Source organism: Emticicia fluvialis (assembly GCF_024793945.1).
Classification (GTDB): Bacteria; Bacteroidota; Bacteroidia; order Cytophagales; family Spirosomataceae; genus Emticicia; species Emticicia fluvialis.
Window position 1 is genome coordinate 240,500 of the sequence record NZ_JANUSD010000009.1, and the last position, 13,258, is coordinate 253,757.

The 13,258-nt window shown below is 43.3% G+C and carries 12 protein-coding genes; 9 read left to right on the forward strand and 3 right to left on the reverse strand.

The features are described 5' to 3' along the window. Positions 1 to 20 precede the first annotated feature (20 nt). Together NZ848_RS12645 and NZ848_RS12650 are read right to left on the reverse strand one after the other, a co-directional pair. Positions 21 to 1,025, reverse strand: a complete 1,005-nt coding sequence (locus NZ848_RS12645) for a FecR family protein (protein WP_259015764.1) — start codon at positions 1,023 to 1,025, stop codon at positions 21 to 23. 16 nt (positions 1,026 to 1,041) lie between these two features. After that, on the reverse strand, positions 1,042 to 1,644 hold the full coding sequence (locus NZ848_RS12650) for an RNA polymerase sigma-70 factor (protein WP_259015765.1): 603 nt from the start codon (positions 1,642 to 1,644) through the stop codon (positions 1,042 to 1,044). A gap of 231 nt (positions 1,645 to 1,875) precedes the next feature. On the opposite strand from NZ848_RS12650, the gene NZ848_RS12655 reads away from it, so the two are divergent. The 6 genes from NZ848_RS12655 (at position 1,876) to NZ848_RS12680 (ending at position 7,133) form a co-directional block, all read left to right on the forward strand. Further along, positions 1,876 to 2,592, forward strand: coding sequence for a head GIN domain-containing protein (locus tag NZ848_RS12655; protein ID WP_259015766.1), 717 nt, complete (start codon positions 1,876 to 1,878; stop codon positions 2,590 to 2,592). A gap of 189 nt (positions 2,593 to 2,781) precedes the next feature. Next, positions 2,782 to 3,831 carry a VOC family protein gene (locus NZ848_RS12660; protein ID WP_259015767.1) on the forward strand — a complete coding sequence of 350 codons (1,050 nt, stop codon included), beginning with the start codon at positions 2,782 to 2,784 and terminating at the stop codon, positions 3,829 to 3,831. 244 nt (positions 3,832 to 4,075) lie between these two features. Further along, positions 4,076 to 4,429, forward strand: coding sequence for a 50S ribosomal protein L19 (gene rplS / locus NZ848_RS12665; RefSeq protein ID WP_101726030.1), 354 nt, complete (start codon positions 4,076 to 4,078; stop codon positions 4,427 to 4,429). 305 nt (positions 4,430 to 4,734) lie between these two features. Next, positions 4,735 to 5,520 (forward strand): diaminopimelate epimerase, encoded by a 786-nt coding sequence (gene dapF / locus NZ848_RS12670; protein ID WP_259015768.1) that lies wholly within the window; start codon positions 4,735 to 4,737, stop codon positions 5,518 to 5,520. Positions 5,521 to 5,729: 209 nt separating this feature from the next. Next, positions 5,730 to 6,170, forward strand: coding sequence for a DinB family protein (locus NZ848_RS12675; RefSeq protein WP_259015769.1), 441 nt, complete (start codon positions 5,730 to 5,732; stop codon positions 6,168 to 6,170). A gap of 15 nt (positions 6,171 to 6,185) precedes the next feature. Beyond that, positions 6,186 to 7,133: a threonine ammonia-lyase gene (locus NZ848_RS12680; RefSeq protein ID WP_259015770.1), complete on the forward strand. Its 948-nt coding sequence runs from the start codon at positions 6,186 to 6,188 to the stop codon at positions 7,131 to 7,133. 176 nt (positions 7,134 to 7,309) lie between these two features. Here NZ848_RS12680 and ade read toward each other — a convergent pair whose 3' ends face one another. After that, a complete protein-coding gene (gene ade, locus NZ848_RS12685; RefSeq protein ID WP_259015771.1) occupies positions 7,310 to 8,953 on the reverse strand; it encodes an adenine deaminase in 1,644 nt (547 codons plus the stop codon). 172 nt (positions 8,954 to 9,125) lie between these two features. Between ade and NZ848_RS12690 the strand changes: the two genes are divergently transcribed. The 3 genes from NZ848_RS12690 (at position 9,126) to NZ848_RS12700 (ending at position 12,861) form a co-directional block, all read left to right on the forward strand. Further along, on the forward strand, positions 9,126 to 9,482 hold the full coding sequence (locus tag NZ848_RS12690; RefSeq protein WP_259015772.1) for a hypothetical protein: 357 nt from the start codon (positions 9,126 to 9,128) through the stop codon (positions 9,480 to 9,482). Positions 9,483 to 9,817: 335 nt separating this feature from the next. Further along, a complete protein-coding gene (locus tag NZ848_RS12695) occupies positions 9,818 to 10,171 on the forward strand; it encodes a PadR family transcriptional regulator (protein ID WP_253522477.1) in 354 nt (117 codons plus the stop codon). Positions 10,172 to 10,179: 8 nt separating this feature from the next. Then, positions 10,180 to 12,861: a permease prefix domain 2-containing transporter gene (locus NZ848_RS12700; RefSeq protein ID WP_259015773.1), complete on the forward strand. Its 2,682-nt coding sequence runs from the start codon at positions 10,180 to 10,182 to the stop codon at positions 12,859 to 12,861. Positions 12,862 to 13,258 lie beyond the last annotated feature (397 nt).

Below are 13,258 nucleotides of genomic sequence, written 5' to 3' on the forward strand. Positions count from 1 at the left end.
TCGGCTCATAACGCGCTGGCTTATTCAGCACAGCCTTGTCCGTCTAAAACATAAGCACCCTCTTTTGCAGATACAGTAAGGTTAAGGGTTTCGGCTATGATATTGAGCGCATTGGGTAGCGACTCGTTGTTGAAACGGGTAGTGAGCCTGCAGGTTTTAATGCGGTTGTTAGTCAATACAATATTTGTATGGTAGCCATCGGCCAGCGCTTTCGCTATTTCTTCAAGGCTTTGGTTTTCAAATTCAAATACTTTTGTTTTATAAGCAAAAGCGTTTTTATCGGCACTGAGTTTTTTAATAGTATCGTTTTCAAAAGTGGCTTTTTCACCTGCCACCAGCAGTGTGGCCTTCTTCTTGTTTTTAAACTCTACTTTTCCGGTTTCAACACTCACCTCTACATTTTTATTATAGGCTTTCACATTGAACGACGTACCCAGCACGCGGATGTCGGACCCATTGGCATGAATCACAAATGGCTTGCTTTCGTTTCTTTTTATGTCAAAAAAAGCTTCGCCTTTCAGGGTTATCTCGCGGGTGTCGCCCTCAAAATTTTCAGGATAAACAATAGAGGTGTTATTGTTCAGAAAAACCACCGAGCCATCGGGCAAAGTTTGTTGCAGCGTGTTGCCTGTGGTAGTAAGAGCCAGCATTTCCGGTTGGGGGTTGCTAAAAAAATAGGCCAGTAACCCAGCTGTTAGCACTACCAGAATACTGGCAGCAATACCCAGGCTAAAAAATCTTTTGGGTTTAGGTACAGGTTTAAAGTCAATTACTTTTGCCTTGGGTGTGGTATCCATCCTTGCTTTTACTTTCAGCCAGGCGGCATCGGTATCAACGGGTTGGGTATTCTGCTCTTTCAGCAGGTCAGCCTTATCCCATATAAAAGTGTAGTCTTTTAGCTCTTTCTGATGTGCATCATTCTCCTCCAGCCACTTTTCAATCAAAGCATCTTCATGGGCATCAGTTTCCTGAGCCAGATACTTGCCTAAAAGGTCTTCGTGGTTATCTGAACGATTCGTATTCAAGTTTAGCGTATTCTTCTTATAGGTACCAATATTCTATGTTCAGCTTTACTATGCCGTCTACCAGTAAAATCAAGAGTGGCAGGTACTCGGCCAGTTCGGTTCTTAAAATTTTCAGCGCCTTGCCTACCTGGTTCTCAACCGTTTTGGGCGAAAGCCCCAGTTGGTCGGCTATTTCATGGTACTTCAGTTCTTCAAACCGGCTCAGCTTAAAAATCACCCGGCATTGTTCGGGCAATTTTTCAATGGCTTCGTGTATGCGTTGTTCAAGTTCGTTTTTCATCACTGTCTGCCCAACCGACTCATACGAACTCTCATAATAACTGGTGGCGTACTCCTGATACTCTTCGCGAATCTTCAGGTGTTTTATCCGGTTCAGGCAGTGGTTATGCACCGCCCTGTATAAATAAGATTTCAGCGAAATGTTAATTTCCAGGCCGCTTCTTTTTTCCCACAAGCCTGAAAATAAATTCTGTACAATTTCTTCGGCCTCTTCCATCTCTTTCAGTATTGAGTTGGCATAATTGCAAAGGCTCTGATAGTATTTCCGAAAAACTACTTCGAAAATACGTTCATTTCCCTGCCTTATTGCGCCAACTATTTCCTGCTCTGTTAACTGCACCGAATAAAGTTTAAATTTTATGCAAACATAGCGGTTTCTGTTGAAAGATTAAAAAATCAATTTGATGAACGGTCTGTGTATATGACAACCCACCAGCGTTTTACCCCTACTTACTAAAGTAAAATTTTTTTATGACGTGCTGCCGTAAAAAAAACAAAGAATTTCAGCATAAGCAATGGGGGTAACGGAAGGCTGGTTTGTCATGGATTCAAAAACAAAAAAATAATAATTATGAAAAAACTAACCGTTTATTACTTGTTAGCCACTCTATTGATGGCATTTGGACTGAGTTCGTGTGAAATTATTGAGTCTGGTCTGGAACCGCGGCATCCGGAAGACAAGTACTTTAACCTGAGTGGTTTTGATAAGCTTGAAATGGGTGATGGCTTTCAGGTTGAGGTAAAGCAAAGCGCCAATTACAGAATTTTTGTAAAAGGCGACCGCCGCGACATAGACGACCTGGTTGTGCGCGTAAGTGGCGGGCAGCTGAAAATGTATTTTTCTAAATGGCGGGCAAAACGCTACCGCATGGAGGTAGAAATTGAAATGCCAGACCTGAAAGAGACCGATTTCTCTGGTGCAGTAAATGCTTATGTAAAGGGTTTTAATAACCTGGACCAACTGTACATTGATTTGTCGGGTGCGTCAAAGGCTACTTTTGTAACCCAGGCTAAAGGCTATGACATAGACTTGTCGGGCGCGTCAGACCTGATTATTGAGGGCAACGGCAAAAATCTGGAGGCCGAGATATCGGGGGCATCTAAACTGTATGCTTTTGATGCCGACATTGAGAAAGCTAACCTGGATGTATCAGGGGCAAGCTCGGCAAAAGTTACGGTAAGCAACAATCTGCGCGTAAGTGCCAGCGGAGCCAGCAAGGTTCGTTACCGCGGCAACCCGGTTGTTAGTTCTAATACATCGGGCAGCAGCCATGTTGAGAAAGATTAATACGCCCACAAAATTTCTAAATCCAACCAGTAATCCACCAACCAGAACAATAGCCTTCATACCGGAAGGCTATTTTCATTTTTCCCTTTTGCCCAATAAAAATCGCCCCGATTTTGATTTTTGCCTAAAAAAGGGGTTATTCGTGGTGCAAAAACAAGAAACACTTTTTTAAACCATACATATAGTATTATGTCAGAATTTATCAGTGGCATTCAGCAGGTCGGGATTGGCGTTAAAGATGCAGGCGAGGCTTTTCGCTGGTATAACAGAACACTGGGGCTGAATGTGCCGCTTTTTGATGATGTAGCAGAGGCTAAATTAATGACACCGCATACCAACGGGGTAGTAAGGCAACGCCGTGCCATTCTGGCTCTTAACATGGCCGGTGGTGGCGGAGCGGAAATCTGGCAGTCGAATCGTCCGGCACCTTTGGCAGCCGAATTTACCCCGGAATTAGGCGACTACGGTATCTTTGCCCTGAAAATTAAATGCCAGAATGTAAAACAATTTGCCGGCAGGCATAGTTTAAAAGTAGAACTTTCGCCCGAAGGCAAAGAACACAGCTGGTTGCAGGACCCCTACGGAAACCAATTGCAGATAGTGCCTGATGGCTCGTGGTTTAAGCCTAAAGAGAGTAATACGGGTGGCGTTTTGGGCGTGATTATTGGTGTGAGCGACATTGACAAAGCGCTGAAACTCTATAAAGATACGCTGGGTATCAGCGAAGTGATTTATGACAAAACCGGTAGTTTCAATGACTTTGAAACCCTGGGCAAAGGCAATGCACGTTTCAGACGGGTACTTTTGCGTAAAAGTATGCAAAACCGCGGGGCATTCAGCCGGTTGCTGGGCAATGTTGAAATAGAACTGGTGCAGGCACTGGATACAAATGGAAAACCAAGAACCATTTTTGCAGGCCGTAGCTGGGGAGACCTGGGTTTTATTCACCTGTGTTTTGATACACTGGATATGGACGGACTGAAAGAATTTTGCGCCGGAAATGGTTTCCCGTTTACGGTTGACAGCAGCGATACCTTTGATATGGGCGAGGCCGGTGGCCGATTTACCTATCTGGAGGACCCTGATGGCACACTTATTGAGTTTGTAGAAACACACCGGGTGCCTATTCTGAAAAAAATAGGCTGGTATCTGAATCTGAAAACCAGAAAAACACAAAAACCATTGCCAGACTGGATGGTAGCCACCATGGGTTGGGGCAAAGTAAAAGAGAAAGAATAGCAGGTAACGAATATATTTATACGAAATTGAAAAAAAATTATATTTTTTTTTGTTGACTATTTACCTGAGAAAAAAATTTCACTATATTAGCATCAACAAAGGCAACAAATGAAAAATCTGTTCGTTTTTTGGATTTTACAGTAAGATTTGTTAATTTTGCACTCCGGTTAGGAGAATGCTGGGTTTGTACGATTCAGCCGCTTCACTAAGCGAGTAAATTAATAATCAGGTAAATAATAAAACAATGGATTTGATTAAATTGGTTGAAGCAGAATTTGCTACCAAAAGAGACAACCAACCCGAGTTTAAAGCCGGTGACACAGTAAACGTTCACGTGAAAATTAAAGAGGGTAACAAAGAACGTATACAGGTTTACACAGGTATGGTTATTCAGCGTCGTAACGCTGGTACAAATGGTGAAACTTTTACAGTACGTAAAATTTCAAACGGTGTAGGTGTAGAAAGAATTTTCCCTATCCTTTCACCAAGCATTGATAAAATTGAGGTAGTGCGCTTCGGTAAAGTACGCCGCGCAAGATTGTTCTTCCTACGTGGAAAACAAGGTAAAGCTGCCCGTATTAAAGAATTAAAGAAATAATGTATATCCGGCTGCCGGTTAAACTTTCGGCAGTTTGAGATGTCTAAAGATAAAAGTAATAGCTTTTTCATAATTTTGTATGGGAAAAGGTCGCTTCTTTGAAGCGGCTTTTTTTGTGCCTAAAAACCGGTAAAAAATACAGAATCATAAGGGTTACATAACGAAAATAACGTGGTACCCTAAAGCGCACCACCAAAGCGAATTGATTTTTCCGTATGGCCGGTCAGCGTATCTTTGAATTTTGAAGCAGTAAAAGAAAGAACCAAACAAAAGAATTAACTTAGATATTTATTTGTTGACGTGTTATGAGCAACCAGAAATATACAGGCAATTTTTATAAGTACCAGGGTACCGGTAACGATTTTGTAATGATTGATAACCGGGACGGACAGTTTCCGGTTGAGCAGCCCTATATAGAACACTTATGCCACCGGCGATTCGGAATTGGTGCCGACGGTCTTATTCTGTTAGAAAACGACCCGGACTACGATTTCAGAATGGTGTACTTCAACGCTGATGGCAGAGAAGGCAGCATGTGTGGCAATGGCGGGCGTTGCACCGTAAGATTTGCCGAAGACCTGGGTATTTTTAGTGGCAGCACTACCTTTATTGCCGTTGATGGCGAACATGAAGCCAAAGCAAACAGCACCGACATATCGTTGAAAATGGGTGAAGTACACAGTATTGAGAATCATGAAAATTATGATTTCATGAATACCGGCTCGCCGCATTATGTGCGTTACGTGGGCGACATCCACCATTATGATGTGGTAGCAGAAGGCAAAAAAGTAAGATATGCTGATGATTGGGTGAAACGCGGCGGCACCAATGTAAACTTTGTAGAAGTAATTGACAGCGAAACCATATATGTACGTACTTATGAAAGGGGTGTAGAAGACGAGACCTATTCATGCGGTACAGGTGTAACGGCCTGTGCGTTATCGGCTCACATGAAGCATGGTATGCCCAGCCCTATTAAAGTACGAACCAACGGCGGAAATCTTCAGGTGTCGTTTGACGAAGGCTTTCAGAATGTGTACCTCACCGGCCCTGCCATCAGGGTATTTGAAGGAAACCTGAAAGCCAGTTAAGATTTTAACCTGCTTAATTGAGATACTATCCTAAAACCGAAGGCCGGGCCTTCGGTTTTTTTATGGCTAATTGAATAAACGCTTCATTATTGCCTCAATAAGCGCTTAAGTATTATCTTCGCAGTAAATAATATTTGCATCGCTGGGTTTATAATGCAGATGTAACCTATCAAGAGGCTCGATTTGAGCAATATACCATTAGCAATTATATGAAGGCTTACTTTCTAAGACTTTTTGAGCATGAGCATTGGGCTAATGCAGAAGTGCTTGCTTCTTATTTACAGATTGAGCAACCTCCGGCCAGGGCTATTGAGTTACTTTCGCACATGGTTTCGGCGCAGAGAATCTGGATTGAACGTTTACAAGGTGTCAGCTCAGCTACCAAAGTTTGGGAGTTATACAAAAAAGAGCAACTGGAAGATTTACTGGCAGCCAATTTTAATGATTTGAATGCCTTGCTGGAAACTGTAGATTTTAACCGTCTGGTAACCTATCGTAATTCGCTGGGTGCAGTGTTTACCAGTTCTGCCTCCGATATCCTAACACATCTGGCCTTGCACGCTGCGTATCACAGAGGGCAGGTAGTACAACTCCTGAAAGGCCATGTATCACCCTTACCTGCTACCGACTACATATTTTATTACAGATAAACCAGCCAAAAGCCAATGAACCATATACCTACGTTTGACGACATTAAAGAAACGCACGAAAAAATAAGATCATACATACGGCACACGCCAGTGCTGAGCTCTGAGTTTATCAATGAGCTGGCTGGTTGCCATGTATTCTTTAAGTGCGAAAACCTGCAGAAAATTGGCGCGTTTAAAGCCCGTGGAGGCTTGAATGCCGTACTTAGGCTTAGCAAGGAAGAGCAGCAAAAGGGTATTACCACGCACTCGTCAGGCAATCATGCACAGGCCATTGCACTGGCAGCTAAAGCTGTAGGTACCAGGGCCTATATTGTAATGCCAAGCAATGCACCGGATATCAAGAAAAACGGAGTAAAATATCTGGGAGCTGAGATAATTGAATGCGAACCAACGCTTGAAGCCCGCGAAAGTGCAGTACAGAAGATAATTGATGAAAAAGGGGCAACATTTGTTCATCCTTTTAATAACTATGATGTAATAGCCGGGCAGGCCACCGCTACGGTTGAACTAATAGAACAGGCGGGTTTGCTGGATGTGGTGATGGCCCCCGTAGGTGGTGGTGGATTGCTCAGCGGTACTGCCCTGGCAGCGCATTACCTGCAGCCTGATGCTGAGGTAATAGCCGGAGAACCTGAAGGTGCAGCCGATGCGGTGCTTTCTTTCAGGTCTGGGAAAATAGAGAAAGCTCCGTATTTAAAAACCATTGCCGATGGCTTACTGACTAATTTGGGAGATAAAACGCTGGAAATAATCAGAAAATATGTGAAAGATATCATCATTGTAAGTGATGATGAAATTGTGGAGGCCATGCGCCTGATTTGGGAGCAACTAAAAATAGTGATTGAACCCTCGGCCGCAGTGCCTTTTGCTGCATTGCTGAAACACAAAGAACGTTTTGCTAACAAGCGCGTAGGCATTATACTAACCGGTGGCAATGTTGATTTAGGCAAATTGCCGTTTTAGAAATTTCGTTTGAGCAGGCAACGTTTTCTTTCTGTTTGTTGAAAGGCTCATTTGCTATGTATTATTTCACCACGAAGTTTCACCAAGTTGAAATACGGAGTAGCACTGAGTTAAAACATACTTCGTGCAACTCTGTGTGCAACTTAGGGTCACTCCGTGGTAAAAAAACAGTTAAGTCACTCCGCATGAAACAACTCAGTAAATTTAAAGTCAATACCATCAAACAAGCCTAAGTCGCTTAGCTTCAAAGAGGGTATTACTAACAAGGCCATAAAAGACAGACTCATAAAGGGAGACGTAAGCGTACTTTTGAGTACCTCTTTTGTAAATTTATCTAACCTTGTGTAATCTTCGGCCACCTGATAACCGTCTTCATTGCTCATCAGGCCTGCCACAGGTAAAGCCAATACGCCTTTTTGATTACTGCTAACGGCCGACACCCCACCCTGTTCTCTCACAATCAGATTTACGGCATCACAGATGGCCTCGTCTTCAACACCAATAGCCACAATATTATGCGAATCATGGGCTACTGATGAGGCTATGGCACCTTCTTTCAGGCCAAAATTACCGATAAATGCCACGGCCGGAGGGGTATCTGAATACCGGTTGTAAACCACCATTTTCAGAATATCTCTTGCTGTATCTGTCGCCACGTTTCCGTCAAGTATGAAGGGGTTTACCAATTCTTCGCGGGTAATCAACTGGCCGTCAATGGCTTGTATTACCCTCAGAAGACTTCCTGCTGATGGTGCCTTTACGGCTATTTGCGCCGGTTTAAGAGGTGCACAATTAAAATTATTAACCACCTCGCTTCTGATGTTTTCAATCAGCGATTTTCCGTTTTCGGCAACTTTTTCACCATCAATATAAGTTTCCAGTATTTCAAAATTATCCAGATTATCCACCTTTATAAAATCAGCCCAGTCGCCTTCACGCAGCAAACCTATATTCATACGGTAATGCAACACCGGATTAATGGTGGCCATTCGCAACACCTTAAATTTATCAATGCCTTTGGCAACTGCCCTTTTTATCAGCTGGTTGATATGGCCTTCTACCAGATTATCAGGGTGCTTGTCGTCAGAGCAGAACATCATAGCTGCATACCAGGTGTCTGCCAACGAAATAAGTTCTTCAAAATTTTTGGCAGCGCTGCCTTCCCGAATCAGAATCTTCATTCCCATCTTCAACTTATCCAAGGCCTCAGCTTTCGTGAAACACTCATGGTCGGTCTCAATGCCTGCTTCAATGTACTTCTTGGCCGACGCCCCCCGTAAGCCCGGCGCATGCCCGTCAATGGGTTTGTTAAATGCCTTGGCAACAGCCAGTTTTTTCATTACAGCTGGGTCATCGTTCAGCACCCCGGGGAAATTCATCATTTCAGCCAGATACCCGATTTCCTTATAACCAAACAGCTCGGTAATGTCGTCAACGGTTACTTCTGCCCCTGCTGTTTCAAAAGTAGTAGCAGGTACGCATGATGGCGCACCAAAACAGAATTTAAAAGGCACTTTGCGGCCGTCTTCTATCATGTATTTTACACCGGCTATACCCAGCACATTGGCAATTTCGTGCGGGTCAGACACCGTCCCGACCGTTCCATGTACCACTGCCAGCCGGGCAAACTGCGCCGGGGTAAGCATAGAACTCTCTACATGTATATGCGCATCTACCAACCCTGGTAAAATATAGGGTTCACCGGTTTTCTCTTCACCCAGAATTTTTATTTGCTGAATCCGTCGGTTTTCAACCGTTAATTCTCCGAACGCTACCGTTCCATCAAAAACGTTTACAATATTGGCTATAAAATTGGTCATAATCCTCAATGCTTATTTACCCGTTTCTGTCAATCATCGGTTCTTTACCGACAATGCCTTAAAAATAGTCAATTTTCTGGCAAACAAAACCATTCATAAAAAACTATTAACAGCCACGACACTTTTTAAGACATTTTACGTTTAAATGATTAAAGTACCAAATGCGACAGAAATGAAAAGAACTGATAAAGAACTGGAAGCAAAGTTTGCTGAAAAACAAAGATTTGACCTGCTGGCCAGCCTTGCCATTGATGCACTGGGGATGTCTACCTATCTGATACCGGCTTTAGGCGAAGGTTTCGATCTGCTGCTGGCACCCGTTATATCAGGGCTGATTTACGCGGTACATCGTACTACTTTCGGGGCGGCATTCGGGTTTGTTGAAGAGATTATTCCGTTTACAGATATTATCCCGACGGCTTCTATCCTTTGGGTGTATCGCTATGTTTTCAGAAAAAAACAAACCCGTCAACAATTCGCAGATGCGTTTGATAAGAAGAAAATGATTGTGATTCCGGTAAGTGAATAAATTCTGAAACAAACGCCTATTCAGTAAATACATAAATCGGTACTTCAGCAATGGGTACCGATTTTTTATTTAATCCTCGTCAAAATCCCGGCTAAAAAAGCCTTACTACTATCGTCTTACTGTCCGGTTTTGTATAGGCAATTGTCCGTTTCCGGACACCTGTATTTTCGTAAAACACGCAAATCATACCTAAAACAATCAATTTTGCAATTGGCATTGTATTTGATTTACAATATAGTATATAATCAGTCATCACATTTTTATAAAGCTAATCGATTAATTTGTGCATCATTTGATTTACAAAATAGTATCTAATAAAAGAGCATAAACAGATTATGAAAAAGACGATTCTGGGTGAATTGGAAGAGCTAGTGCTACTGGTTGTAGCCGCAAGTAGTGAATCGGTGTACGGTGTACCTGTAATGGAACAGTTGCAGGAACTTACCGGGCGAGACTTCACCATCGGTGCCGTGCATACTACCCTATACCGGTTGGAAGAAAAAGGCTTTCTGGTTTCTTCTGTTGGAGGGGCAACGGCTGAACGCGGTGGCCGCCGCAAACGACTTTTTGCCCTAACCGCATCGGGCGGACAGGCCCTTTTGGAAGTTCAGCAAATGCGTTCGCAACTCTGGCAGACTATCCCTCAAAGCAAATTAAGTTCTTTGGGTTTATCCACCGATTCACTTTAAGCCCGGATATGAAAAAGCAAAGGGATACACCTCAGCCACCTTTGTGGGCCGACAAACTACTGGAATGGTTTGTGGCCCCACACCTGCTTGAATACGTGCAGGGAGATTTACACGAAAACTTTTACAAACGGGTAGAAACAGCAGGTATTACCCGTGCCCGCCGAGAATACCTTTGGGCAGTGCTGAACTGCCTGACACCTTTCTTTATCAAACGAAAAAAAGGATTGCCTTTCTATAGCTATTACAAAACAGATTCTAACCCCCGCTTTACCGACATGCTCTCAAATTATCTCACCGTTGCGTTCAGAAATCTATGGCGACACAAAGCCTTTACCGCCATTAACATAGTTGGGCTGGCCGTAGGATTAGCCACATGCCTGCTAATTGTGCTTTTTGTAAAACACGAACTTAGCTACGACCGCTACCACGCCCATGCCGACAGAATCTACCGGATGATTATTGATGCGCGGGTGGATAAAAAAGATATCCGGCTGGCCTACGCCAGCGAACCGGCCGGGCCTGCCCTGATGCGAGACTACTCAGGGGTTGAAGCTTTTACCCGCCTGCGCGACGACGGCGCTTTTCTGGTAAAGCACGGCACCGAAGTTTTTAAAGAAGAAAACATCGCCTTTGTAGATTCTAACTTCTTTTCTTTTTTTGCGCTTCCTATCATAAAAGGTAATGCGGCTACGGTAGTGATTGAACCTAACACGCTGGTGCTGAGTGAATCAAAGGCGAAGAAATACTTCGGATTTACTGACCCTATCGGTAAAACCTTGTCTATCGGGCATTTGGGGGTATTCCGTATTACAGGTATATGTAAAGACCTACCCTCTAATACCCATTTCCACTTTGATATGTTCGGGTCGGTTAAATCTGTTAATGCCGGTACCAAATGGATGGCCAGCGGTGCTCATACCTATCTGCGCTTAAGAGAAGGTTATACTCAAGAGCAGCTGGCCGTGCAATCAGACCGTTTGGTTAATAAGTACGTTAACGCCGAAATCAAAGAGTTTTTCGGTATTACTATGTCGGAATTCAATAAAAACGGTAATCGCTTTGGGTTTAGCTTTCAACCTGTTACCAGTATTCACCTGCATTCAGATCTGGATGATGAGCTCGACACCAACAGCAATATCAAATATGTTTACATTTTTACTGCTATAGCTGCCTTTATATTGCTGCTTGCCTGTATCAACTTCATGAACCTTTCAACTGCAGGGTCTGCCGGGCGTTCCAAAGAAGTAGGCATCAGAAAAGTGCTTGGTTCGGTGCAGAAACAGCTCATTGGGCAATTTCTGACTGAATCGGTGCTGCTTACGCTGCTTTCAATGGTATTGGCAATTGTAATGGTACTCCTATTGCTACCCGGTTTTAACAGCTTGACAGGTAAGCAGTTTACGGTTATTGATGTGTTCAATATACCTATGCTGGGCGTAACCTTACTTGCATGCCTGCTGATTGGCGTATTAGCAGGGTTTTATCCGGCCTTTGTACTTTCGGCGTTTAAGCCTGTTGCGGTACTGAAAGGGAAAATGCAGGCCAATCTTCGTAGTGGTTGGCTACGCGATACATTGGTTACCGGCCAGTTTGTGGTATCAATCGGTCTTATAATTGCTACTATTATTGCCCGCCAGCAACTCAGCTTTATGCAGACCAAGAAACTAGGCTTTAACAAAGACCAGATTCTGGTTTTACATGATACGCACGTGCTGGGCGGTAAGGTAAAAGTATTTAAAGAAAAACTTGCAAAAATGGCACAGGTTACAAGCGTAACATCGGCCGGATTTATGCCTGCGGGTCATTCCAGCCAGAGTGTTGATGGTATTGTAATACAGAATGGCACGCAAACGGGCATTCACCGGACCAAAAGTTATTTTATCAATGAAGATTATCTACCGACACTGGGTATGCAGTTGGCACTTGGAAGGAATTTCTCGAAAGAATTGGCCACAGACAGCTCAGCAGTATTGCTAAACGAAGCGGCTGTGAGGGTTTATGGTTTCAAAAACCCAATTGGAAAGCTGATTTCTACTGTTGGCGACGGTACTAAAGGAAGCAAGCATACTTATACCATTGTAGGTGTAGTAAAAGATTTCCATTTTGAAAACATGCGCCAGCGCATTGCCCCATTGGTGATGTTCTATGGTGGCGACAACAATCAGCTGGCTTTACGAATCAAGACTAATGACTTGCCCACCTTGCTGAGCAATATAGAAAAACTATGGAAAGCTGAAACAGAAAACCCGTTTGCCTATTCATTCTTAAACGACAGGTTCAATAGCATGTATGATGCTGAACATAGAATCGGTCAGATATTCAGTGTCTGTGCCGGGCTTGCCATATTCATTGCCTGTCTGGGTCTGTTTGGTTTGGCGGCTTTTACCACTTATCAGCGTACCAAAGAAATAGGTGTCCGCAAAGTATTGGGTGCCTCTGTTACCAACATTGTAGGGTTGTTATTGAGCAATTATCTCAAATTAATATTAATTGCCATTGTCATCGCCTCTCCCATTGCCGGTTACAGTATGTCGCAATGGTTACAGGACTTCGCCTATAAGGTTAGTTTATCATGGTGGGTTTTTGTACTGGCTGGCGGACTGGCTGCATTGGTTGCAATATTAACAGTGAGTTATCAGGCTATCAAAGCCGCATTAGTAAACCCGATGAAGAGTTTGAAAACAGATTAAGCAATAGAAGGATATAATCAATTTTCGTAAAGGTGCAATGTTTGTGGCTCATAGTAGAACAAGGTTAATTAGTAATAAGGATTTACAATTATAATCCGTTGCAATTAATTCATGGTGTGGACATACCCCTGAGCCGCGAGCATTGCACCTCTACAAACAAAAAAAGAGGCTGTCCAAAAAGGGGCAGCTTCTTTTTTTGGTTCAGATAGGAATGATTCGGGTTTTACTAAGCGGCGTAGCGATATTTTACCTGGTAAGATTCAAAAAGTACATAAATAGTCCTATTTTGAGCGGTAGATGCTGAATTTTGTTGATTTTCTTGTTCAGACAGGCGTTTTGCTGCCCACTTTCTCAGATTATGCCCGATAGCCATCAGGCCAAACTCAATACCTACCTT